Annotated in this window: 24 protein-coding genes; 12 read left to right on the forward strand and 12 right to left on the reverse strand. The window is 41.1% G+C overall.

Going from position 1 to position 24,650, the window contains the following annotated elements; translation table 11 throughout:
- Positions 1-43: 43 nt before the first annotated feature.
- Positions 44-1,273, reverse strand: a complete 1,230-nt coding sequence (locus BM386_RS07645; protein ID WP_091692468.1) for an ammonium transporter — start codon at positions 1,271-1,273, stop codon at positions 44-46.
- A gap of 35 nt (positions 1,274-1,308) precedes the next feature.
- Positions 1,309-1,647, reverse strand: coding sequence for a P-II family nitrogen regulator (locus tag BM386_RS07650; protein WP_091692884.1), 339 nt, complete (start codon positions 1,645-1,647; stop codon positions 1,309-1,311).
- A 277-nt stretch (positions 1,648-1,924) separates the two neighbouring features.
- Between BM386_RS07650 and BM386_RS07655 the strand changes: the two genes are divergently transcribed.
- On the forward strand, positions 1,925-2,830 hold the full coding sequence (locus BM386_RS07655; protein ID WP_091692469.1) for a nucleotidyltransferase family protein: 906 nt from the start codon (positions 1,925-1,927) through the stop codon (positions 2,828-2,830).
- Between the two features lie 25 nt (positions 2,831-2,855).
- Here BM386_RS07655 and recF read toward each other — a convergent pair whose 3' ends face one another.
- On the reverse strand, positions 2,856-3,965 hold the full coding sequence (gene recF / locus BM386_RS07660; RefSeq protein WP_091692470.1) for a DNA replication/repair protein RecF: 1,110 nt from the start codon (positions 3,963-3,965) through the stop codon (positions 2,856-2,858).
- Between the two features lie 92 nt (positions 3,966-4,057).
- On the opposite strand from recF, the gene pdhA reads away from it, so the two are divergent.
- From pdhA to BM386_RS07695, 7 genes are all read left to right on the forward strand, one after another.
- On the forward strand, positions 4,058-5,077 hold the full coding sequence (pdhA, locus tag BM386_RS07665; protein WP_091692471.1) for a pyruvate dehydrogenase (acetyl-transferring) E1 component subunit alpha: 1,020 nt from the start codon (positions 4,058-4,060) through the stop codon (positions 5,075-5,077).
- A 115-nt stretch (positions 5,078-5,192) separates the two neighbouring features.
- The gene (locus BM386_RS07670; protein ID WP_091692472.1) at positions 5,193-5,906 is read left to right on the forward strand and encodes a tetratricopeptide repeat protein; all 714 of its coding nucleotides are present in this window, start codon (positions 5,193-5,195) and stop codon (positions 5,904-5,906) included.
- 245 nt (positions 5,907-6,151) lie between these two features.
- Entirely contained in the window at positions 6,152-6,628 is a 477-nt protein-coding gene (gene ribH, locus BM386_RS07675; protein ID WP_091692473.1) for a 6,7-dimethyl-8-ribityllumazine synthase, read from the forward strand.
- A 34-nt stretch (positions 6,629-6,662) separates the two neighbouring features.
- Positions 6,663-7,982, forward strand: coding sequence for an aspartate kinase (locus BM386_RS07680; RefSeq protein ID WP_091692474.1), 1,320 nt, complete (start codon positions 6,663-6,665; stop codon positions 7,980-7,982).
- A 61-nt stretch (positions 7,983-8,043) separates the two neighbouring features.
- Entirely contained in the window at positions 8,044-8,370 is a 327-nt protein-coding gene (locus tag BM386_RS07685; protein ID WP_091692475.1) for a DUF6787 family protein, read from the forward strand.
- Positions 8,371-8,429: 59 nt separating this feature from the next.
- Complete coding sequence (locus tag BM386_RS07690) at positions 8,430-8,711, forward strand: type II toxin-antitoxin system RelE/ParE family toxin (RefSeq protein WP_091692476.1); 282 nt, start codon at positions 8,430-8,432, stop codon at positions 8,709-8,711.
- Positions 8,712-8,715: 4 nt separating this feature from the next.
- On the forward strand, positions 8,716-9,018 hold the full coding sequence (locus BM386_RS07695) for a HigA family addiction module antitoxin (protein WP_091692477.1): 303 nt from the start codon (positions 8,716-8,718) through the stop codon (positions 9,016-9,018).
- 8 nt (positions 9,019-9,026) lie between these two features.
- Here BM386_RS07695 and recG read toward each other — a convergent pair whose 3' ends face one another.
- From recG to BM386_RS07710, 3 genes are all read right to left on the reverse strand, one after another.
- The gene (gene recG / locus BM386_RS07700) at positions 9,027-11,120 is read right to left on the reverse strand and encodes an ATP-dependent DNA helicase RecG (RefSeq protein WP_091692478.1); all 2,094 of its coding nucleotides are present in this window, start codon (positions 11,118-11,120) and stop codon (positions 9,027-9,029) included.
- Positions 11,121-11,205: 85 nt separating this feature from the next.
- Positions 11,206-12,270, reverse strand: a complete 1,065-nt coding sequence (locus BM386_RS07705; RefSeq protein WP_091692479.1) for a phosphotransferase enzyme family protein — start codon at positions 12,268-12,270, stop codon at positions 11,206-11,208.
- Positions 12,271-12,363: 93 nt separating this feature from the next.
- A complete protein-coding gene (locus tag BM386_RS07710) occupies positions 12,364-13,860 on the reverse strand; it encodes a choice-of-anchor I family protein (protein WP_091692480.1) in 1,497 nt (498 codons plus the stop codon).
- 333 nt (positions 13,861-14,193) lie between these two features.
- Between BM386_RS07710 and BM386_RS07715 the strand changes: the two genes are divergently transcribed.
- Positions 14,194-15,969, forward strand: a complete 1,776-nt coding sequence (locus BM386_RS07715) for a sodium:solute symporter family protein (protein WP_091692481.1) — start codon at positions 14,194-14,196, stop codon at positions 15,967-15,969.
- Here the strand turns inward: BM386_RS07715 and gldD are convergent.
- Positions 15,966-16,541 (reverse strand): gliding motility lipoprotein GldD, encoded by a 576-nt coding sequence (gene gldD / locus BM386_RS07720; protein WP_091692482.1) that lies wholly within the window; start codon positions 16,539-16,541, stop codon positions 15,966-15,968. The two genes, BM386_RS07715 and gldD, sit on opposite strands and share 4 nt — an antisense overlap.
- A 76-nt stretch (positions 16,542-16,617) precedes the next feature.
- Here gldD and BM386_RS07725 point away from each other — a divergent pair, with 76 nt between their 5' ends.
- Positions 16,618-17,148, forward strand: a complete 531-nt coding sequence (locus tag BM386_RS07725; protein WP_091692483.1) for a DinB family protein — start codon at positions 16,618-16,620, stop codon at positions 17,146-17,148.
- Between the two features lie 69 nt (positions 17,149-17,217).
- Here BM386_RS07725 and BM386_RS07730 read toward each other — a convergent pair whose 3' ends face one another.
- The 5 genes from BM386_RS07730 to BM386_RS07750 all read right to left on the reverse strand — a co-directional run bounded on the left by BM386_RS07730 (position 17,218) and on the right by BM386_RS07750 (position 21,691).
- Positions 17,218-17,820, reverse strand: a complete 603-nt coding sequence (locus BM386_RS07730) for a nitroreductase family protein (protein ID WP_091692484.1) — start codon at positions 17,818-17,820, stop codon at positions 17,218-17,220.
- A gap of 47 nt (positions 17,821-17,867) precedes the next feature.
- Positions 17,868-18,191, reverse strand: a complete 324-nt coding sequence (locus BM386_RS07735; RefSeq protein ID WP_091692485.1) for a type II toxin-antitoxin system PemK/MazF family toxin — start codon at positions 18,189-18,191, stop codon at positions 17,868-17,870.
- The gene (locus BM386_RS07740; protein ID WP_091692486.1) at positions 18,182-18,427 is read right to left on the reverse strand and encodes an AbrB/MazE/SpoVT family DNA-binding domain-containing protein; all 246 of its coding nucleotides are present in this window, start codon (positions 18,425-18,427) and stop codon (positions 18,182-18,184) included. The genes BM386_RS07735 and BM386_RS07740 overlap by 10 nt, the downstream gene beginning before the upstream one ends.
- Before the next feature lie 74 nt (positions 18,428-18,501).
- Positions 18,502-19,221, reverse strand: coding sequence for a DNA alkylation repair protein (locus BM386_RS07745; protein WP_091692487.1), 720 nt, complete (start codon positions 19,219-19,221; stop codon positions 18,502-18,504).
- Between the two features lie 28 nt (positions 19,222-19,249).
- Positions 19,250-21,691, reverse strand: a complete 2,442-nt coding sequence (locus tag BM386_RS07750; protein WP_091692488.1) for a TonB-dependent receptor — start codon at positions 21,689-21,691, stop codon at positions 19,250-19,252.
- A gap of 274 nt (positions 21,692-21,965) precedes the next feature.
- Here BM386_RS07750 and BM386_RS07755 point away from each other — a divergent pair, with 274 nt between their 5' ends.
- Positions 21,966-23,957 carry a sensor histidine kinase gene (locus tag BM386_RS07755; RefSeq protein WP_091692489.1) on the forward strand — a complete coding sequence of 664 codons (1,992 nt, stop codon included), beginning with the start codon at positions 21,966-21,968 and terminating at the stop codon, positions 23,955-23,957.
- The gene (locus tag BM386_RS07760; RefSeq protein WP_091692490.1) at positions 23,950-24,585 is read left to right on the forward strand and encodes a response regulator; all 636 of its coding nucleotides are present in this window, start codon (positions 23,950-23,952) and stop codon (positions 24,583-24,585) included. The genes BM386_RS07755 and BM386_RS07760 overlap by 8 nt, the downstream gene beginning before the upstream one ends.
- Positions 24,586-24,650: the final 65 nt, after the last annotated feature.

Below are 24,650 nucleotides of genomic sequence, written 5' to 3' on the forward strand. Positions count from 1 at the left end.
TTTTTGGACCGGGGCTTTTTCATATATGGTAGTTGGTATTTTTTTAATCTTTTGTAGCAAAGTCAGGATAAGCACGCATGCTGTGCTCATTGATATCCAAACCTTCAGTTTCTTCTGCTTCATCTACTCGGATGCCAACGGTCTTTTTCATCACAAAGAAAATCACACCAGCAAAAATCACACAGAACACACCAACGGCAGCTACTCCTATCAATTGGGAGAAAAACTGGCTTACGCTAGCCAAATCCCCAAATATGCCTACGGCTAATGTACCCCAAATTCCACCAACTAGGTGAACTGAAATCGCACCCACAGGATCATCAACTTTGATCTTGTCAAAGAAGACTACAGCTAGCACAATCAAACCTCCACCAATCAGTCCGATGATAATTGAAGAATTAACCCCCATTTGGTCAGCTCCAGCAGTAATACCTACCAGGCCAGCCAAAATACCATTCAATACCATGGTGATATCGTAGGTCTTAAACATCAAATAAGAAACTATCAATGCTCCGAAAGCTCCTGCGGCAGCAGCCAAACTCGTAGTCACAAACACTTTGGAAACCAATCCCGGATCTGCACTTAATACTGATCCGCCATTGAATCCAAACCATCCGAACCACAGCAAGAACACGCCAAGTGTAGCCAGTGGAATGTTATGGCCAGGAATCGCAGTCATTCCTCTGGAAGTATATTTGCCTATTCTAGGGCCTAAAAGTGCAGCGCCAATCAGCGCTCCCCATCCACCCACTGAATGGACAATCGTAGATCCTGCAAAATCATAAAAAGGTGTCTCAAGTGTATTTAGGAATCCACCACCCCATTTCCACATCCCTACGATAGGATAGCAAATCCCTACATATAGAAAGGAGAAAAAGATAAATGGCCCAAGCTTTACTCGCTCAGCAACAGCTCCAGATACTATAGTAGCTGCTGTAGCTGCAAACATGGCCTGGAAAATAAAATCGGTAAAGTAGGTATAGCCAGCGTTATAATTGCTCGTGTCCCAACCTTCCGGAAGCGTAAGTCCAAAACCTGCAAACCCGAAGAAGGAGCCAGCATATTCTGCTCCTGGGTACATCAGGTTAAATCCGACAAAAGCGTAAGTCAAAAGCCCGATGGCAGGAATAATAGTATTTTTGAATAGGATGTTAACGGTATTTTTTGAGCGAGTCAAACCAGCTTCTAAGCTGGCAAAGCCCAAGTGCATGAGGAAAACCATGGTAGTGGCAATCATCATCCATAAGTTATTGACGGTAAATAAGTCTTGCATTTGATAAAATAGGTTCGGTGGATAAATGAGTAAAATTAAAGTGCCTGCTCGCCAGTATCGCTGTTTCTGATTCGATAAGCTTCCAGCACATCATAGACGAAGATCTTTCCGTCTCCTACCTGACCAGTTTTACCCTCAGTGAGGATACAGTTGATCACAGGCTCCACCAATTCCTCTACCGTGACGATTTCAATTTTGGTTCTAGGAATATATGCCGGCTCATAAGGAACGCCACGGTACATTTCAAGCCTGGCATGCTCCAAGCCCATACCTTTCACCTCATAAAAGGTGAGAAACTTCACTCCAAGAGCAGCCACACAGGTGTGGATCTGGTCAAAGCGGGAAGTCCTGATAATCGCTTCAATTTTTTTCATTTTTTCAATGGGTTTAATGGTTTTTTGAATTAATGGCATAAAACTAAACAGAAAATTAAATTAATTCATATTATGGGTAATTTTTTACCCAATTCTGAAATGAGACACCTAGTATTCTTTATTTATGGAAGAAATGAAAGCCTATAACTGATCCATAAAATAGCAAACCCTCAAATTCAAGTTTAAATCAAAACCGAGTGAATTTCTTGAAAGAGGTACATTCCCTTGCCCTCCTAACATAAACACTTATTTTTGCCTTCGATTTATAAAACCTACTATGAACCAGAAACCAACACTTTTATTACTTGCTGCAGGAATGGGGAGCCGCTATGGCGGAAATAAGCAAATCGATGGATTTGGCCCTAATGGAGAGACTATCCTTGAATATTCAATTTTTGATGCGATTAGAGCTGGATTTGGCAAAGTTGTATTCATCGTCCGCGAAGAAATCCTCGAAGTCGCCAAAGAAAAATTTCTTCCAAAACTTGAGGGCAAGATTGAAGTTGACTTTGTAATTCAGTCCCTTGATAGTTTTGTACCTGCAGAATTGAAGCAAGCCGATCGTAAGAAACCCTTTGGGACGGCTCATGCAATGCTTTGTGCGAAAGACGTAATAAAAGAGCCTTTCGCTGTCATCAATGCAGATGATTTCTACGGAAAAGAAGCTTTTGAAGCTATCGGCAAATTCCTCACAACTGAGGTAAAATCAGACCTGCACGCGATGGTAGGCTATGCAATACAAAATGTTCTTTCAGAAAATGGTACCGTAAGCCGTGGGGTCTGCGAAACCAATGAGAAGGGGCATCTGACAGGCATGGTAGAGAGAACTTCTATCGCTCGTGAAGGAGATAAAATAGTAAGCAAAGGGGAAGGAGAAACTTTAGAAATCACTGAAGGAACTCCAGTAAGCATGAACTTTTGGGGTTTTCACCCAGCTGTTTTTGCTGATATTGAGAAAATGTGGAATGACTTTCTTCCAGCTAACCTCGATAATCTAAAATCGGAATTCTACATCCCAACCGTTGCCAACAACCTGATCAAAGCTGATGAAGCAGCCTTTGATATTTTGGAAGGTGGTAAGACTTGGTTTGGCGTCACCTACACAGAAGATAAACCTGTGGTGATAGATTCACTGAAAAAATTACATGATGCCGGTGAATATCCGGCTGATCTATGGAAATAAGATAAAGGAGCTTCGGCTCCTTTTTTTATGGCTTTGTATTGACAACACCATCCTCCAACGAAAAGAAAACTACCTCAGAGTCCAACTTTGAAAGTATCTTCTTTGACCTCTCCGGTCTCGCATCGGTCAAAAAAATCTGCCCAAAGGTATGCTGGGATATTAGCTGCATCATTTGAGCAATTCTTAGATCATCTAGCTTATCAAAAATGTCATCCAGTAAGAGAATTGGCTTTTCTCCTTTTTCCTTCTCGAAAATCTGAAATTGAGCCAATTTCAGAGAAATAATATAGGATTTTTGCTGTCCCTGGCTACCAATCTTCCGAATCGGATGCTCACCGATCATAAATCCAAAATCATCTTTGTGGATTCCTGCATTACTATTTTTGGTGATCATATCTTTTCTCCGAAGGCTTTTGAAATACTCTTCAAAGTCCGCTCGCAAAGCTTCAGTCTCATAAATCACGCTAACCAATTCCTGACCTTGGGAAATTTCTGAATAGTGGCTTTGCAGTAAAGGCGCCATCTCAGTCAAAAGCTCATTTCTTCTTGCTGATAGGACGATACTAAGCTCGATTAACTCAGAATCATAACTATCCAAAAGGGTCAGATCACGTCTTCCAGTTTCGGCAAACTTCTTCAGTAAAGCATTCCGCTGTTTTAGGTAATGATGATATCGAATCAATTGATCCAAGTATGCATGATCGAGCTGAGAAATCAGTCCATCAAAAAACTTTCTTCTTCCGTCTGATCCTCCTTTGATCAGCTCTGTATCATCCGGCGCAATTAAGACCAAGGGAATCAGTCCAACATGCTCGGAAGTTTTCGCCAGTGCCTTTCCATTTTGGTAGATCTGCTTCTTTTTCCCCAGTTCTACGGTACATCTCACCTCAAGCTGCTTTTCCTCAGCAAGCTCAAATTGACCTTTAATCGCAAAGAAATCTTTCTCGTGCTGCACGTTAAGACTATCGCTGGATTGCACAGCGCTTTTGGTCAAAGACAGGTAATGAATCCCATCCAGCACATTGGTTTTCCCGCTCCCATTCAAGCCTACAAAGCAATTGATCTCACGGGAAAATTGGAGTCGGGTCTTCTCGTGATTTTTAAATTGTAAGAGTTCGAGAGACTTCAGGTGCATGAGATTGGGTAATTATTTCGAAGGGAGCCTGTTATTTAGGGCGGGTTGATTATATTTGGATCCTAAAATTAGCATATTTTCATCATTACGATATGGCAAAGAAAACTGCAGCAACGAAGTCCAAAGTAAAATATTCGAAGGAAACCTACACCTTTTGGTACGAGAGCATGCTCTTAATGAGGAGGTTCGAGGAGAAAGCTGGACAACTTTACGGTCAGCAAAAAATCAGAGGATTCTGTCATTTATATATCGGTCAGGAAGCTTGCGCTTCCGGAGCTATTTCAGCATTGACCAAAGACGACAAGTGGATTACCGCTTATCGTTGTCATGCGCATCCACTTGGATTGGGTACTGATCCAGGAGCTGTTATGGCCGAGCTTTTCGGTAAAGCTACGGGTACTACCAAAGGAAAAGGTGGTTCTATGCACATTTTCGACAAAGAGAAAAACTTTATGGGAGGCCACGGAATCGTAGGAGCACAAATTCCTATGGGTCTTGGAATGGGCTTCGCCGAAAAATATAAAGGAACCAAAAACCTGGCAATTTGCTATATGGGTGATGGTGCTGTTCGTCAGGGAGCTTTTCATGAAGCGTTAAACTTGGCCATGCTTTACAAGACTCCTGTGATCTTCGTCATTGAAAACAATGGCTATGCAATGGGTACTGCTGTAAAGAGATCCTCTAACGTGGAAGACCTTTCTACTTTGGGAGAATCTTATGACATGCCATCATTTGCAGTGGACGGGATGAATGTGGAAGCCGTTCACGAAGCTGTAGCTGAGGCTGCTGACAGAGCAAGACGAGGCGATGGCCCGACTTTGCTTGAGATGAGAACTTACCGCTACAAAGGACACTCCATGTCCGATCCTCAGAAGTACAGAACCAAGGAGGAAGTGGAAGAATACAAGCAGCGTGACCCGGTAGAACAGGTTTTGGCAACCATCAAGGAAAATAATATTCTCAGCGAAGAAGAGATTGAGGAAATCATAAAAGGCGTAAAACAAAAGGTAACCGATGCGGTGAAATTTGCAGAAGAATCCCCTTGGCCTGACGGACAGGATGCTTTCAAGGATGTTTACATCCAGGAAGACTATCCTTTTGTGATGGAATAAATCAACAAATACATAACCTCTTAAAAGCCATGAAGACAGAAAGCTTTCATGGCTTTTTTATTGGGCTTTGTAGAAATTATAAAAACCGTATATTTGCGGCTGAAATTTGAGTAGCATGGCAACGAAACAAACTAAAAGAGTACACCCTGAGCATCACAATGATCTTTTGGAAGATCCTTCCGAAATAGCATCTAGATTAAGTAGAGGTGAGACTTTTTTAAAGCAGAATAGTAAGGTACTAGCTGGAGTATTAATCGCAGCAGTGGTTTTGATCGGAGGGATTTTATTTTTCCAAATCAATAACCAAAACCAAAATGAAGAAGCGCAGAAGGAAATGTTCCAAGCGGTGTATTTCTACGAGCAAGACAGCGTTCAACTAGCTTTGAATGGTGACGGTATCAATGCAGGACTTCTTAATATCGTAGATGAGTACCCAAGAACTGATGCTGCAAATCTTGCGCATTTCTACATTGGTTCAATCTACCTTTCTGAAAGAAAATACGAAGAAGCAATCAGTGAATTGGAGCAATTCTCAGCTGATGACTTCTTGGTACAAGCAAAAGCTTATTCCCTAATCGGTGATGCAAACATGGAGCTTGGTAATACTGATCAGGCGATAGCCAACTATAAAAAAGCGGCTGACTATGATGAGAACAAGTTTTTCACACCCAAGTATTTGACCAAACTTGCTATCGCTCAAGAAGCTGCCGGCAATATTCCTGAAGCAATCGCTGCCTATACTGAGATCGAAGAAAAGTACTTCGAGTCATTCGAATTTTCTGCTGCACGAAAACATAAAGCTCGCTTAGAAGGTCTTGCCTCTAAGTAATGCTTTTTATATAGCATACTAAGAAGAGTAAGGCCCTGCGGTCTTACTCTTTTTTTGTTTTACTCAGATCTAAAAACTGCCAAAACGAACAGCAGCCTAACCTAAATTTATCAGTTTAAAATTCTTGGTTCTTATTTCTAGCCCCTTGGCTCTTGATACTTGATACTTGATACTTGATACTTGATACTAAAAATCCTGACTCTTGATTCTTGGTTCTCTAATAAAAACTTTAAAAGCAATCCTATATGGCAACTTCTCTTAAAAGCCTAAGTGCACATTCCTCTAAAAACGTTCAGGATATCAGTGGTAAAACCTTTGGGATCATCGTATCCGAATGGAATGAAGACGTGACAGAAGCACTTTATTCTGGTGCATACCAGACACTTATTGAAAACGGTGCAAAAAAAGAAAACATCATTCGCAAGAATGTTCCTGGATCATTTGAACTAACCCTTGCTGCTCAATGGCTAGCCCAAGAAGAAAGCATTGACGCAGTAATCTGTTTAGGATGTGTCATCCAAGGTGAAACCAAGCACTTTGATTTCATCTGTGATGCGGTGGCGCATGGGATTACAAATGTGGCCTTGAAATATAATAAGCCGGTGATTTTTGGAGTATTGACCCCAAATACTCAGCAGCAAGCCATGGATCGCGCTGGAGGAAAACATGGTAATAAAGGCGACGAAGCAGCAATTACAGCTGTGAAAATGCTTGGATTCTAAGACAAAAACCTATTAACCTATAATCTTCAACAGTATGAAAATCATGAAATTTGGAGGCACATCCGTGGGCCGTCCAGAACGCATGCACCAGGTAAAAGACCTAATCACCCGCGGTGATGAATCAAAAGTCGTAGTTCTTTCTGCTCTTTCCGGTACCACCAATTCATTGGTAAGCATTGGAGAAGCCCTAGCAGCTGCAGATAAAGTTTTGGCAAAGTCTAGAATCGATGAGCTTCATGCGCATTACAATGACTTTTACCCAAAATTGGTAAAGACTGAAGCAGCAAGAGAAAAGGCTCAAGAGATCATCAAAGAGCACTTTGAGTTTTTGAATATACTTTTGAGAATCTCTTTCAACGAGGCTATTAACCGCGATATTCTTGCTCAGGGAGAATTACTTTCTACCAAGCTATTTCATACCCTTTTGGAGGAGTTGGAGATCCCTGCGGTATTCCTTTCTGCCTTGGATTTCATGAGTATTGATGAGAATTCTGAGCCGGAACTTCAGAAAATCTCTGATAAACTTAAAGCAATTCTTTCCCAGCATCCTGACGACACTATTTTTATCACTCAGGGTTTTATCTGCAAAAACCACCTGAATGAAGTTGATAACCTGAAACGTGGCGGATCTGATTACACGGCTTCACTTGTTGCAGCAGCAATCCAAGCTACGGCTTGCGAGATATGGACTGATATTGACGGCATGCATAATAATGATCCTCGTATCGTGGATAAGACACGTCCAATTGCAGAAATGTCTTTTGACGAAGCAGCCGAGCTTGCTTACTTCGGAGCGAAAATCCTTCACCCAGCATCTATCTGGCCAGCCCAGCAATTTAACGTACCAGTGAAATTGCTGAATACCATGCAGCCTGAAGCTCATGGAACGCTGATAAAAGCTGAAGTGGATTCGGTTGGTGTAAAAGCAATCGCTGCCAAAGACGGGATCACTGCAATCAAAATTAAATCCAGCCGCATGCTGTTGGCTTATGGATTTTTGAGAAAGGTGTTTGAGATTTTCGAAAAATATAAAACTCCGATCGATATGATTACCACTTCAGAAGTGGCAGTATCAGTGACAATTGACGATTTAAGTCATTTGGAACATATTTTGGAAGAGCTTGGAACATTCTGTAGTGTAGAAGTGGATAGAGATCAGACGATTATTTGTATCGTTGGAAATATGGTTTCCGAAAGCAAAGGAGCGATCCAATCCGTGATTGATTCGCTCATAGAATATCCTGTGCGTATGGTATCCTTCGGGGGAAGTCGCCATAACGTTTCCGTTTTGGTAGATTCCAAATTCAAAAAGGAAGCACTGCAAAGTCTAAATCAAGACCTGTTTACTTGGTAAAATACATAGCCGGCCTAGCGTCGGCTATTTTATTTAGACTCATTCTTAGTACTTTTGAGGGATGTCAGCGGAAAACGATAAACCAGGCTTTCTTCAACGCCTACAAACCAAATGGAAATTAGATAGCCTGCTTCAGGTTGTATTGGTTTTGGTGGTTTTTGCCTGCACCGGATTTACCATTCTTTTTATTAAGAATCCTATTCTTGACTTCTTCGGTGTAGAGAAAGGCGGATTTGTCAACACGATTCTTTATTTACTTTTAGTTCTACCGCTCTATCAGATCTTCCTGCTTATTTATGGCTTCATTTTCGGCCAGTTTAAATTCTTCTGGGAAAAAGAGAAACAGATTTTCAGGAGGATAGGAGGATTGTTTTCTAGAAAGAAATAGACGCATTTCAGAATCCCCTTAACTTTTACTAACTTCTCGCGTTAGTAGATTGAACTCATATGATTCTATCATTTGGATCAAAGGAAACTGAAAAGATTTGGAATGGTATCAGAGTGAAAAAATTACCTCCAGACATTCAGCAAACCGGTCGAAGAAAGTTAAGAATGCTGAATAACTCGCAAGAGATTGGAGATTTGCTTATACCTCCGTCCAATCGATTAGAAAAACTAGCAGGAAATTTCGCTGGTTATTATAGTATTCGAATTAAAATTCAATGGCGAATAATTTTCAAGTGGGAAAACGGAAACTCAACACAGGTAGAAATAGTAGATTATCATTAACAAAATGGAAAAATTAGCAAACATACATCCGGGAGAAGTTTTGAATTTGGAGTTTTTAGTGCCTCTAAATATCACTGCGTATCGATTATCTAAAGACCTTAATATCCCTCAAACTAGAATTTCAGAGATTATTAAAGGAAATCGTAGGATTACTGCAGATACAGCTCTCAGACTGAGTAAATATTTTGGAAACTCAGCTAAATTCTGGCTTGGCCTACAAAACGACTATGATATCGAAGAAGAAGCAGCTCAAAAAGAAAAAGAACTGAATCACATTAAGCACTTCGAAGAAAAGAATGTCGCTTAGCTTTCAGATCAGGAAATCCTACTCCAATTTACAGCAGTGTTCTTCTGTTGCTTGATCTGTCGGAGAATTGGCGCATTTTCCGGCTGAAGCAATTCCGGATCATTTGCTAAAAGTTGCTGTGCTGCATCCCTAGCCAAAGTCAAAATCGGCGCATCCTTACTCAGGTCAGCAATTAATAAATCCGTGATTCCACTTTGCTGGGTTCCCATCAGATCCCCAGGACCACGCAATCGCAAATCCACATCGGCAATCTCAAAACCATCATTGGTGCGAACCATCGTCTCCAATCGCACCCGCGAGTCCTTAGAAAGCTCATACTTGCTCATTAGGATGCAATAACTCTGCTCAGCGCCTCTTCCCACTCTGCCACGCAGCTGATGCAGCTGAGACAACCCAAAGCGCTCAGCATTCTCTATGATCATCACCGACGCATTTGGAACATTCACTCCCACTTCGATCACGGTGGTCGCAACCATGATTTTTGTTTCCTCTTTCACGAAGCGCTGCATTTCATACTCCTTAGCATCTGCTTTCATGCTGCCATTCACTATGCTGATTGGATAGTTAGGAAAAGCACGGGAAATACTTTCGAAGCCGTCCATTACATTCTTCAAGTCCATCTTTTCAGACTCTTCGATCAATGGATAGACGATATAAACCTGCCTGCCTTTTTTAATTTCTTCATTGATAAAGCCGAAAACCTTCAGTCTGTCTTTGTCATAGCGATGCACAGTCTGAATAGGCTTTCTCCCTGCCGGCATCTCATCGATCACCGATACATCCAAGTCTCCGTAAAGTGTCATCGCCAGCGTCCTAGGGATTGGAGTCGCGGTCATGACCAGAACATGAGGAATAAAAGCCTCATTCTTAGCCCAAAGTTTCGCCCGCTGAGCTACGCCAAATCGGTGTTGCTCATCGACGATTGCTAAAGCTAAGTTTTGAAACTGAACCACATCTTCTAAAAGTGCATGCGTCCCGATCAGGATTTTGAGTTCTCCGGAAAGTAATTCATCATGAATTATTTTTCGGGCAGACTTCTTAGTCGAGCCAGTCAACAAAGCAATTTTCAGCCTCATCATATCGGCAAATTCCTTCAAGCCTGCATAATGCTGTGTAGCCAAAATCTCCGTCGGAGCCATCAGACAAGCTTGGGCGCCCGAACTGATCGCAATCAAAGCACAAATAAAAGCAACCATTGTTTTGCCACTACCCACATCACCTTGAATCAAACGATTCATCTGCTTACCCGATTTCATATCTCCGTAGGACTCACGAATTACCCGCTTCTGAGCATTGGTAAGCTCGAAAGGAATATGATTGGTATAAAACTCTGTGAGTAGCTCTGTATTGTTTAAAATCTGACCTCGAAACTTTTCAGTTCGAGTCAATTTTAGCATCAAAAGACGAAGTTGTAGGTAGAAAAACTCCTCGAATTTCAATCGCTTTCTAGCCCGTTGTAGAAGATTAGGCTCTGTGGGGAAATGGATTTGTCGAATAGCCTCCTTTTTCCCAATGAGCTGGTACTGCTGCAAAATATCCGCAGAAATAGTCTCCTGAATATGTGGAAAGCAAACTTGGACCAACTGATCCATGATTTTGGAAATCCCTTTGGAATCCAAAAATCTTGCTTTCAGCTTTTCTGTGGTAGAGTAGACGGGCTGGAAATTATTTCTTTTCTCATTTGCTGAGGTAAGCGGCTCCATCTCGGGATGTGCTATGCTCCACTTTCTGCCAAATTGAGCTGGTTTCCCCAGAAAAACATAAGCTGCACCTGGAGCAATATTCTTTTGAACCCAAGCAATTCCTTTGAACCAGGTCATTTCCATTTCACCTGTTTCATCAGCTACATGCGCGACGAGTCGCTTTTTATTACCCATTCCAATGAGCTCCAGTTTTCGGATTTTGGCAACAATCTGAACAGATTCCATATCTGAATACAGTTCTCGGATCTTAAAAAACTTCGTTCTATCCTCGTAGCGAAACGGGTAATGCTGCAAGAGTTCCCCGAAGGTGAAAATATTCAACTCCTTGTTGATCAGAGCGGCACGCTGTGGACCTACTCCTTTGAGAAATTCTATTTTAGTGTCAAAAAAACCGGACAAGGAAAATTGATTTTTGGGTTAGGACAAATTAAACCCACCCAGTCCAATTGCCAATAAAAATGACTGGAATTGTCTGAAATCAATTTCAGGATTGTGTGATTGACTTCCAGATTTTCTCTAGCTCGGACTTACTTGCTTGGGTGTTTTTCAGCAAAATCATTTGATTCTTGGCACGATCAAAGTTCTGCTGTGGATATTCTACTTTGTAATACACATTGCCTTGTAGGTGATCTGTGAAAAAGCGAAGTCCCATAATGCAAATCATTACTTCTCCGGCTATCAAGAGCGACTGGCTTTCCTCAGCTGTTGCCAAGGTTTTAACCCCTTCCCAATAGCCTTTGATTAATTGCTCGAAAACTGGAATTTCTAACTGGATTCTTTCCCAGTTTCGGCTAGTCTCGGATTCGGAACAAGCCACCGTTCGCACCAAATCACCAAAATCATACATCAAATACCCACTCATCAGGGTGTCCAGATCGACCAAAGCCTCTACTTTTTGTAGGTCATGTGAAAAGATCAGGTTATTGATTTTGGTATCGTTGTGCGTAAGACGGGTTGGAAGGATGGATTGGAACTTTTGGTAAGCTTCAATAAGATCCTTTTGACTCAAGTAGAATTCCAGAACATCTTGATCTTCCTGAGAAAGTGTTTCTTGTCCAGCGGCCACCTCTTGCAGCTTTGCGAAGCGCAAATCCAATCTGTGAAAATCCGGAATACATTCCTGCAATTGATCTGTATCTACAACTTTGCCCCATTCTGCAAAAATCCCATAAGCTTTGGCTGCCAAATAGGCTTGATCCAACGCACTGATTTCTTGGATCGTCTGACCAGAGACAAATTTAAATAATCGAAAAAGGCGTCCGTTCACCGTAGTTATCAACCTATTATTTGAATTCAATAGAGGTAAAGGAAGCTGAAAAGGCAAAAAAGTATCGTTCCCTTGGGATTTCACCAATCGCTGATTATGCGAAATGCGCTCAGGAAATTGGAACACGCCATTGTTGAATTCCTGCAAAATAAATTTAGAATCTCCAGACTCTATCAAATAGGTACCGTGGATCAGCCCTGCTCCGAAAGCCTTAAATTGGAAATTTTCAAAAGGATGAAATTTGTAATTGGCAAGAATGCCAGCCATCTGTTCCTGATTCATGGCCCAAAGCTATAGCTTCACGTTCAATTCAGAATTATAAGGCACAAAAAAAACCGATCAGTTTGATCGGTTTTTGAAAATATTTTAGAAAAATCAATCGTTTTGATAAACTCTCAAAAACCCATCATCCTCTGAACTCACGACTAATAAGGGTTTTCCATTTGGACTTTCATCCGCGGAAATAAATAACACTCCTTCTGGAGCATCGCCTGTTTCCAAAACCTGCACAAAAGTAAACGAAGAAGTTCCAGTCAACTCATACACCATTACAGCATCCACTCGCTCCAACCCTACGAATACCAACGTTTTTTCATTGATCATCCCGATCGTTACTCCTTCAGGTTCTACTCCTTTATTATCGCCTCTACCGTCATCATATAGATTTGGAGCTACTGCTAAAAAGTCTTTCTCCAAACTGTTGTAATCCATCACCATCGCACCACTGTTGCCATCCCAAACTGTAAAAGATCTAGCTCCTATGCCATAGAGTTCTTCAAATATGCCATCATTATTTTCGTCTCCGGCGCTAGTGGTCACGGTATATCTACCCAAATTCTCATCCTTTTGTAGCTCTTCAGCATCTGGAAAAGCCACAGGATCAAGCTCCAGATCTTTTACTCTTTCTTCCTCAGCATAGCCATCATAATCTCTGGTATCGCCTTCATTCACCGTGATCAGGTAATTTGCACCATTTACTGCATAGCTAGCCAAAGCATCTGGCAAGAAATATGAAAGCAACGGCCAGCTTTTAAGGCTTACCTCATCATCCCTGTCGCTAGCATCCAATTCATTTCCAGCAATGGAATTATCTTTTAATCCAAAAGGAAAAACATCCGTGATGGTTTTAGTGCTCAAGTTCACCTTGGCCATTCCGTTATTTTCCTGCAAAGTCACCCAAGCAAATTCAGAATTTTCATCAATTGCCACGTATTCTGGCTCCACATCCTGAGCCAAAGTCGCACCTGGCCCGAAAACTCTAAAGCCATTTGACATCAAAGTTGCCTTCTGACTTTCGAAGCTTTCAAAACCAAGCGTCACAACTGAAAAGTTGGAATTCACATCTATCACTGATATTGAACCTACGGGATCAATCGTGTATTCGTCATTTGGCTCACCTTCATTGGCAGTGACAATGTATCGTGCATTTGGGCTGAATGTCACCATATCCGGCAAAGCACCTACTGTAACCTGTGCAATTGGAGTTGTCAAATCACCTGTGTTGTACACGATCACCGTACCATTATTCGTTTTGGTATCCGCTTCCACAGCCATAGCAAGCATTCCATCCTTCACAGCCACACTATTCACTCCTCCGCCAAATTGGGTCACGTCAATAGAACTGCTGATCACAGGGCTGAGTGGATCAGAAAAATCCACAACATCCACCTTCGAATCTTCGCTGTTGTTTACTACGAAGAGCTGATTGGTCTCTGGGTCAAACGCCGTAATTTCAGCAGCTGCCGCTCCACCTATTTGCAAAGAGGAAATTTGGCTAAAATCTATAGTTGTAATTGGAGTTGGTGTGGGGTCACTCTCATTACAAGCTACCAGTGCTGAAAAAAGCACGATTGATAAATATCTTTTCTTCATGTGATAAAAGTTAAATTGGTTAAAAATCAAAGCGCAAGTACACACTTTGATTTAACCTCATCATGAATCTGAGATTAGCCTTTGGTTAAGAATGATCGAACTGGTGATTAGATTACTTAATATTAGAATGCAGTTGCTGGCTTTTAGTAGCATTCAATTTCTAGGTGAAGAAGCGTATATAATTTCGATTAAATGCCGACTTGCCAAAATTCTGAGCAATCTTCGACAAAGCCTTTTCCTGTTTGCTAGAAAATAAATACATTAGCAAAATTTATCTTTTAAGTAGAAAGCAATTTTCGAAAAAATTTAAAGAACTTGTAAATACTAATCATTATGAACGTAACCGCCATAGACTGGGCGATCATTGCCGCTTTCTTTATTATTTCCCTTCTGATAGGGCTTTATACTTCGAAGCAAGCAGGATCCTCTGCCAAAGAATTTTTCCTCTCAGGTAGAAATATGCCTTGGTGGTTATTAGGTGTTTCCATGGTAGCAACCACTTTCTCAGCAGATACCCCAAACTTGGTAACCGATATTGTAAGAAAAAATGGTGTTGCAGGTAACTGGGCCTGGTGGGCATTCTTGCTGACCGGTATGTTGACCGTATTTGTCTATGCAAAACTCTGGAGACGATCTGAAGTTACCACCGACTTAGAATTCTATGAATTACGCTATTCTGGCAAAGGAGCTGCTTTCTTGAGAGCCTTCCGAGCAATCTATCTCGGTGTTTTCTTTAACGTGGTAATCATGGCAACCGTGTCACTTGCCGCTATCAAAATAGGTGGTGTTATGCTTGGCCTTACCCCTATTCAAACCTTATTGATTGCATCTATAGTCACTGTGGTTTATAGCTCTCTTGGAGGTTTAAAAGGCGTTTTACTGACAGACTTTTTCCAGTTTTTCATAGCGATGATAGGTTCTTTCGGGGCGGCTTATTTTATCATTGACCTTCCTGAGATTGGGAGTTTGAATAACCTTTTGACTCACGAAAATGTGGCTGGGAAACTTGATTTCCTTCCAGATTTCTCCAATCCGAATGCATACATTCCACTTTTCCTGATGCCAATCGCCATCCAGTGGTGGGCAACATGGTATCCAGGTGCTGAGCCTGGAGGAGGAGGGTACATCGCCCAACGTATGCTTTCTGCAAAAGATGAAAAAAATGCAATTGGAGCAACTTTGTTTTTCAACATTGCTCACTATGCCATGCGTCCATGGCCTTGGATTTTGATTGCGCTCGCGTCCTTGATCATTTTCCCGAATATATCAGACTTACAGACGGCTTTTCCGAATATTCCTGTGGATAAATTAGGAGACGATTTGGCCTATTCTGCCATGCTTACCTACCTGCCCACAGGTTTGATAGGTATTGTTTTGGCATCCTTGATTGCTGCAGTGATGTCCACACTTTCTACGCATTTGAACTGGGGGTCTTCCTACATCGTGAATGATTTCTACTTAAGATTTATGAAGCCAGAAGCTTCAGATAAGGAATTGGTTGCAGTAGGTAGAATTTCTACTGTGGTGTTGATGATCCTTTCCGCAGTTTTAGCATTAGCTCTTTCAAGTGCATTGGATGCATTCAATATTTTACTTCAAATCGGTGCAGGTACTGGCTTGATCTTTATCCTGAGATGGTTCTGGTGGAGAATCAACGCCTATACAGAGATCTCCGCAATGGCAATTTCATTCGTGGTAGCTATTTTCTTTGAGGTGATTAATCCAAAAGTAGAATGGATTATGATTCCAGAAAACCAGGCTTATTTGAAGTTGATTTATAGTGTAAGTATCACCACTATTGGCTGGTTGATCGTGACGTTTATAACTGCTCCTGAAAAAGATGAAGTGCTACTTTCATTTTACAGAAAAGTAACTCCTGCTGCCTTTGGATGGAAAAAAGTGCTCGATAGATATCCAAATGAGCGCCAGGTGATCGGTCGATTGCCTAAAGAAATCGGACTAATGATGATCGGCTCAGTGATGGTTTATGCAGCTTTATTTTCCACTGGCTTCTTTATTTACGGTAATATGCTCGGCGGATTTATAGGAGGAGCCATCGCTCTAGTAGGGGGAATCATTATTATTAGCTCCTGGAAAAAAATGAGTTAATCCTCAAATTTTACAGAATTCATCAAGTGGACCATGTCCTCCTTGATGAATTCTATTACCGGAGCAAGAGAGTCATTTTTCATAGCAGTATTGAAGTACAAGGCACCTCTGAGGAAATTATCAGTAGAATCGGTGACAAAAAACTGAAACTGCGTAGGCACTTCGCCTGAAAGTTCTGCCACTACTCCAGTATATCCCTCTGGAGTTAAAAGTACAGCTTCCTCTATCCCATATGCCTTCACTTGGTGCTGTGCTGTCAATTGAAAAGCATCACTGGATAATTGCCTGAAATTGACTTTATCTCCATCTATTCGCTTGTAGGTTAAGTGCACTTTTGCCCCAAAGTCTGCATAGTTCAAATTGACCCATGCATCTTCTTGAAGATTGAAGGAATCAGCCTCCACTTTTGAATAAGAAGAGTAATCGATCTGATAAGGATAACCCTCAGAAAGCCGCTCGAAAGAATGTTCTGGCAAATCAATGCGGTTGTAACCGGGAGGCTTTGGCAAATATGTCTCATCACAGCCCATTAACCCAACTAAAAAAAGCCCTATGCATAGATGTTTCCTCATGGTTTAAAATTAGACAAAGTGTTTGATTTGGCTGGAGAATAATTGAAATTTAACAAAATAACCAATCGCTATTCAAATGGAAAAAGCACTAAAAATTCTCTCTGGCAGTATGTTAATTGCCATTTTTATGATGGTCGCCTCTGCCGCCACAGCGCAAACGACTATGGACGAGTTCATGAGCAAATGGCAAAACAGTAAGCAATTCACTATTGATGTTCTGAACAAAATGCCTGAATCCGGTATGGATTACAAAACTGATCCGGAAGCAATGTCCTTTAAAGAGCAAATTCATCACATTGGAAATGCGATCGTTGGAATCTCGCAAGGATTCTTAAAAGGTGGTGACCCAGGATTTACGATTGATTTGGCAACTGCGTCTAAAGCTGATTTGGCAGATTATGTTGCCAAATGCTATGACTATGGCACTGCTACGATGAAGGCATTATCTGAAGCAGATGCTGCCGAATCCATGGATGTTTTTGGAAGTACTGTAACAAGGCGCCAAGTGATGGCTTTACTCATGGACCATTCTACACACCACAGAGGATCTGCGATTGCATACCTGAGAGCCGAAGGCGTAGAGCCACCAGCTTTTGTTGGTTTCTAAGAATAATTCATAATCTATAAAAAAACGGCAATGATTGATTTCACTGCCGTTTTTTGTTTCGTGGAAAAACTACTCTCTTATCCAAGCCACTTTTTCATCCATACTATCTCTTTTGCCTTCAGGCCAAGTATCACTCGCTGGCTTGGCTACATAGAAAAAGCCCATTAGCGCATCTTCTCCTTCCAATCCAAAATCTTCTCTGGCTTCCTGCCAGAAAGTAGGCCCACCAGTTCCCCAATAAGCCGCTAAACCATGAGCTGAAGCCGTCAAGTACATATTCTGAACAGCCATAGAAACCGCTGCGATCTCTTCCATCAATGGAATTCCTGCTGATCTTTTCAGGATAATAGCGATCATATGAGAGGCTTTCAATGGTTGCTGCTTAAACTTCTCATAGGTAGCTTCCAAAAACGGCGTTCCATTCTTCTCAGCGCGAAGCTTATACATGTCAGCCTGATAATCAGCAAATTTCTTCAAGCCTTCACCTGTATAGACAATAAACCTCCACGGTTGAGTCAATTTATGTGTTGGAGCCCAGCGCGCATTTTCCAGCATCTCTTCGATGATAGAATCATCAATTGGATCATTTTCCTTGAATTGTGCAGCAAACATGGATCTACGTCCACGTATGATTTTGTTAACTTCTTCGATATTGAAATCGGGCTTTTGCATAAAATATAGTGATGATTAATTCTAGTATTGAATTTGAGTAAGGCTTATTAATCGACAAAAGTTTCCTTGATCACGGATTTACATTTTCTGATTTCTGCCTGCGATAACTTGTCAAAAGATTTTACAATTCTTGATCGATCAATCGTTCGGAGCTGATCAATCGCAATCATTCCTTTTTTGCCATCATGATACACAGCAATTCGAGTGGGATACTTTTTGAGGTTTGTAGTCATCGGAGCGATCACAATGGTCTGCAGATGCAAATTCATTTCGTTTGGAGAAATAACAACATACGGACGTGTTTTCTTAATTTCGCTGCCGACGGTAGGATCTAGGTTTACTAAAACAATGAGGTATTGTGTTATTTCCATTCTTCAAGATGGTCATCGTCAATTCCCTCGTAAATTAATTGTTCATCGTCACCTTGAGCATGCATTTCGGCAAAAGCTTCTCCCCAGCCTTCACGTACATTTTTTATGGGTTTCAACACGATCTGGTCTTCTTCAAGTATAATTTCAACTTTATCGCCCAGATTATATTTTTCCAAAATGGTTTTGGACAATCTGAGGCCTTTAGAATTACCGATTTGAATAATTGAAGCTTCCATATTACCTTATTTTGTAATTACAAAGTTATAACGAAATTCTCACTTCGCCTAGTTATTGCTATTTGAAAAAACCCTTACGCTAAGTCTCCACACAAAAGTTGCTTTCTCAGATCTGGCTCAAACTTCTCAATGGCATACCTCAATGCCGTCCTTGGCATAGTCTGGTAGTTTTTTCTTAAAAACCCCATTTCTACCTCAAAATCCATGTTACCGATCTCCCGAAGCATCCACCCTACAGCTTTGTGAATTAAATCATGCGGGTGGTAAAGCAGCTTTTCAGCTAAGGCCAATGCATCTTCAAAATGCCCTCGCTTGATCCAATAATAAGTACTGATCATTGCCACTCTTTGTCTCCAGAGATGATCTATTTCCGCAAATTCATAGAATAGATCTTTGTTTCTGTTCAAATAATAATGCCCCAAAATATGATGACAGGAGCTATCCACCAAATCCCAATTATTCACATAATCAAGGTGGGACAAATAAAAATCTACCAACTCCTTTCGGTCAGGATCTGACTTCAGCTTTTGATAGCGATAAACAAGAATGTAGATAGCCGTCAGCCTCACTTCATGGTAAACATCATGCAATAGCTCATCTAATTCTGAGTAGCTAATCTCCTTAAAAACCGCCTTGGCTATTTTGCGTTGCTCGGGTACTTTAACTCCCAGAAACTGATCTCCTTCACCGTATTCTCCCGGTCCTGACTTGAAGAATCTGGGGAAAAACGCAGCTTTTTCAGGAATAGCTTTATCTGCAAGAGATGCTTTGATTTGCTCAGTTAAGACGCTCATGGCTAAAAGTAAATAACCTTACTCTTTTCTAAAAATCGTCTCCTCCGAAATCTCCGCCTTCTCGTCTGCTTTCATTTTGACCACTTTTCTCCTTGAATCCTCCGAATCTATAAGTGAAAGCAAGAGTTCCTACGCGGGTTTCACGCTGAAATACACGCTTCTCATCAAATCGCGGATTGTTGGTCGTAATTCTGAAATTTCGTGTATTGAAGATGTCACTCACATTGGCAGATATGGTCGCTTTTCCGTTGAACACATCTTTTCGTAAGCCTACATTCACACTGTATTGAGGCTCGATCTGACCCTGTGGAAGAACTATTGGACCGCGGTAATTCCCCTGAACCTGCACGTTAAACCAGTTAGGAATTAGCCAATTTGCAAGCAAATTCAGCGTCCAGCTGAAATTCTCATTGCTGAAGTCATCCTCGATATTTTCAGCATTGATCTTAGAATAGAAGAGGTTACCTGTCAACGTCGCATCCAGATTGTTAGAAACCTGGATCTGATTGATCAGCTCAAAGCCAGTGCTAGATCTTGTGTCTGCGTTTTCACGACTTTGGATAGCAACATTATCATCAGTTAGGATGGTAATACGTGTTTCTACATCTGTGCTATATCTATGGTAAACAGTAGCATTTAGCAAATACCTCTCCCAGCCTTTCATATAGCCTACTTCATAGCTATCTGTGAATTCCGGCTGCAAATATGGGTTACCTATGCTGAAGTTATACTGATCCCTCACTCGGTAGATTGGTGCCAGATCCCAGATACTTGGTCGTGATATTCTTCGAGTGTAATTCAGCGTCAATTCATTTTCTGGAGCTAATGTATAGCTTAGAAAAGCGCTAGGAAACACATTGAAATAATTGTTTGGAATGCTTTCATTATTTCTGACTGTTTCGCCTTGGGTCTCGGTGTATTCTCCTCTCAGGCCTAGCTGGTAGCCAAACTTACCTTTGGTATTTCTGTAGGTGAAATAGGCAGCATACACATGCTCGTCAAAATCAAAGGTGTCAGACAAAGTATCCACCACCACCGGTTCAAAATCTGAAAACTGATCGCCTTGGGCAAATTCCTGGCTCCACTGCCAATTGCCAAGTGTGGCTTTCAGGCCAGTCTCGATAGATGCGCCATTAGCAAACGGCTTCTCATAGTCCAACTGTGCAACGTATAGATTACTTGTTCTTGGTCTATCATTGGTCTGAACAAGTCGCTTGATTGGATCTGAATTGCCGTCAGCATCAAAATACTCCTGATTAGATAAGTCTGATTGTGAACGGTTATCATAGGAGTACGAAAATGAGGTAAAGAGCTTTTGCCCAAGGCTGTCGAAGTTTAAGGTATAGTTTATACCTCCTTCGTAATTTCCACTGTTACTCCATTCATTATTTTCTCTTACAAAACTAGAATCCACTGAGCCAGTCTGACTGATATTGAGTTGGGTCACATCAGAATATTCAATTTCATCATCAAAATTTCCTTGGAAATAAACTCCGAACAAGCCTCTCTCAGAAATATTGTAATCCACTCCAGTGCGAATCAAATGCGTCTTTTCCAACTCATATCCATCCTGCTCTTGCTCCAGACTGGGAGAGAAACCCTCCAAATAATTTGTTCGGGAGCCCTCACCGGTTTCTATTTGCCGGCGATCTTGCCAGTTATATGAAGCATAGAAATTAGCTTTCTCAGTACCATAATTCAGGTTGACACCGGCTTGGTATTTTTCCCGTGTACCAATTGAAGCATTTACCTGTCCGTTGAAGCCTGTCTTTTCATTCTTTTTCAAAACGATATTAATAATTCCACCTACACCCGTAGCATCATATCGGGACGAAGGGTTGGTAATCAACTCAACAGATTTGATACTATTCGCAGGAAATTGTGATAAAATACTTTCGGTATCGTCGCCGGATAGGTTAGACGGACGACCGTTGATGTAGATCAGTATATTTCCGCTTCCCCTCATGGTGATGCCGCCTTCGTCATCCACTTGGATCGAGGGAAGTGTACTCAGGAGCTGTGATGCAGTCTGGCCTTCAGCCACGATGCTGTTTTCTACATTGTAAGTTCGCTTATCTATGTCAGATTCAAACATAGACGTTACGCCTTCCACTACTACTTCATCGAGATTTTGAGCATCCTCCTCTAGGGTGATAGTCCCCAGGTTTACAGAGTTCTTGTTTTCGCTAAGGCTGATTTTTTCATAAAATTCCAAATACCCAATAAAACCCACTCTCAAAATATACTCTCCGGGAGCGCTGGTAAATTCAAAACTCCCGTCCAACTCACTCATTCCTCCAGTTACAAGCGCGGAATCGCTTGGGGTTAGTAAAGCGACATTCGCAAACTCCAAAGCTGCCTCACGCTTACCATCCACAACTTTTCCCTTGATGCGGATATCCTGGGCTAACAAATCTGCTGAGGATGCTATGAAAATGAAAAGAATAACTAATGGTGAATATTTATTCATAAGAATAGATTGAAAAGAGGTATGTAAAATTGGCGATTCTTTAGGCTGATATTTAAATATTTAAAAATCAACAAATTACTATTGAATACACTATGATTAACTTCTAAAAAGCACTAAGGTTTTACTTTTTGGGCAAAAGATGTTCTATGGAAAAATGTCTATATGATGAGAAAATTACCTGTTCCAACGGTATCGATTTTCTCTTCCTTTGAGAAATTTAGTATTCCATTGGATAAAATTTACCAGCTAGAGATTCAATTGTCTATCTTTCCATATGATTAGATTATTTTTCATAATGGGCTGTGTGCTAGCCTCTATTCTAGTTAACACTCATTCCATCGCCCAAGCTACGCAAGACACCAATCCCCAAACTGATCTCCAACATTTAGCCTCTCTATTTGAAGATGCTGAGCCAAGTGATTCCATTACAGGGGTCTATTTAAAGAATCTTATCCTCCAAAGTGAAAATTTGAGTGAATACGACCTGATGGCAGATTATGTACTTCAACTGGTCCATCATCCTTCATCTTCTATTCAGGATCCTGAGCTCAAAAGACGATTGCTCAAACAGGCTATATCACACGAAAATGAGTTAAGTAAATCGGAAGACAAGGGAAATCTACATTTAAAATTGGCAGGGAATTATTTTGACCTAGAACAATTCGATTCTGCCATTATGGAGTATGGCAAGGCCATTGAGAGATTCTCGGATAAGGATTCCATTTTTATCGCAGATTCATATTTCTTCAGAGGACAGGCCAGGGACTATAAGGGCGACCTTGTGGGTGGTATGCAAGACTATCAGTACGCCAGAGATATCTATTCAAACCTTCAGGACGAGGAATATGTGAATTATGTAGATGGAGGAATGGCCATTCTCTTCAGCAAATTTGCCATCTATAATGAAGCTGAAAAAATCAGAAACTCATTGATCACTACATACCGACAAGCAAAAGACCCTAGAAATGTTGCCATCCAACTTTATAATCAAGCCGAGGACTTTGGAAAACAGGGGAGGTATGAAGAGCAAAAAATCTATCTTCAGAAAGCAGATTCCTTGACACCCTTTGACCAGCGGGATTTCTACACAGAAAGTATGATCAAACTTTCTCTCAGCAATTACTTTGGAGAACATGGTGATATACAGAAGCAAAAAGAATATTTCGAACAGGCAAAAGAGATGCTGCCGGAAGTGCCGGAAATAGCTACTACAAATCCTGTTTATCTCAATGCTAAAGCGCTTTTAGCATACTCAGAAGGAAATTTTTCCGCTGCAAATCAGCTTGCTAATGCGTCTCTGGATGCAGCTAAAAAATCAAAGAATATGGATCATTTGATCAAAGCATACAAGTTGCTAGGTGATACCTATAATGACTTAGGGCAGTCTGCAAAAGCCTACGAAGTCAGACAAAAATTAACTCAATACACCGACTCCATTTTCTCTGCCAATCAAGCCACTACGTTCTCCTATTACCAAACCCTCTATGAAACAGAGCGGAAAGAAAAAGAAATTCTGACAAAAACCCAGGAGATAGAAGCAATAAGCCAACGAAACCAGGCCAGATTAAGATTGATTGGTATTAGCGTTTTTTTTCTGATCATCTCCGGGGTAGTGATCTTCCTTTGGAAGAATTTACAGCACGAAAAGAAGAAGAAAGATATGCAATCGAGATTTTCTCAGGAGCTACTGAAAAACCAAGAGGAAGAGCGCGTGCGGATATCAAAAGATCTTCACGATGGCTTAGGCCAAAGCTTACTTCTGATCAAAAACAAAGTGGCTCTTAACAAGGACAACACGACCGGAGAGCTACTCGATACCGCGATCAGTGAATTGAGGGCTATTGCCAGATCCCTGCACCCAATGCAATTGGAAAAACTGGGATTGAGCAAAGCTGCAGAAAATTTGCTTGACCAAATCGATCGCGAAACAGACATTTTTGTTTCCTCTGAAATTGAAGACCTCAAAGGAATCCTGAAAAAGGAAGAAGAACTACAACTCTATAGAATCTTGCAGGAATCTATCAACAACGTTCTGAAGCATTCCCAAGCCAGCGCCTTGCGTGTTATTTTTAATAAATCGGGAAAAAGGGTAGAGTTGAGAATTGAAGACAATGGAAAAGGCTTTGATTTCTCCGAAAAATTGAATGATTTTCAGAGTCTTGGTCTAAAAACACTTAAAGAGCGGATTGCGTCTGTCAATGGAAGTATGAAAATCAACAGTGAAAAAGGAGTAGGAACCAGTTTAAGCTTTATAGTCTATGTCTGATCAAAAACCTACTGTAGTAATAGCCGATGATCACCCAATCTTATTAAAGGGGTTGCAGGAATTTTTGGGCGAACTAGGACTAGATATAGTCGGGAAAGCTAAAGATGGTCAAGCGGCCTTGGACCTTATCACCACACTGAATCCTAAACTAGCCATCATAGATATGGAAATGCCCTACAGGACAGGGCTAGAAATTGCGACTGAATGTAAGACCTTAGGGCTGGACACCAAAGTCATTTTACTCACCCTACATAAGGAGCTATACCTATATCATCAGGCCAAGGAGTTAAATCTTTCTGGCTATATACTAAAGGAATTTGCATTAGAAGACCTTTCCAAAGCTGTTTCTATTGTACTGGAAGGTGGACAATTTTTTAGTGAGAAAATTTTCGAAGGAATGAAAGAGAACAAATTCCAGACAGAGGAGACACCCTTAACTCCCTCCGAAGTCAAAATTCTCAGATTAATAGCTGTAGGGCTTTCTACGAAGGATATTGCTAGTAAACTTTTTATCTCAGAACGGACTGTGGACAAGCATAGAAGCAATATGATCACAAAGCTACAACTTGAAAAAAAGCATAATTCTCTGCTAATCTGGGCTCAGAAGAACCGAGAAATCATTGATTGACAGTACATCGCAAAAAAAATAGGTATTAATACGTATTGAGTGGCTTTACCAGATTTGGTAAGTTT

Source organism: Algoriphagus locisalis (assembly GCF_900116615.1).
Classification (GTDB): Bacteria; Bacteroidota; Bacteroidia; order Cytophagales; family Cyclobacteriaceae; genus Algoriphagus; species Algoriphagus locisalis.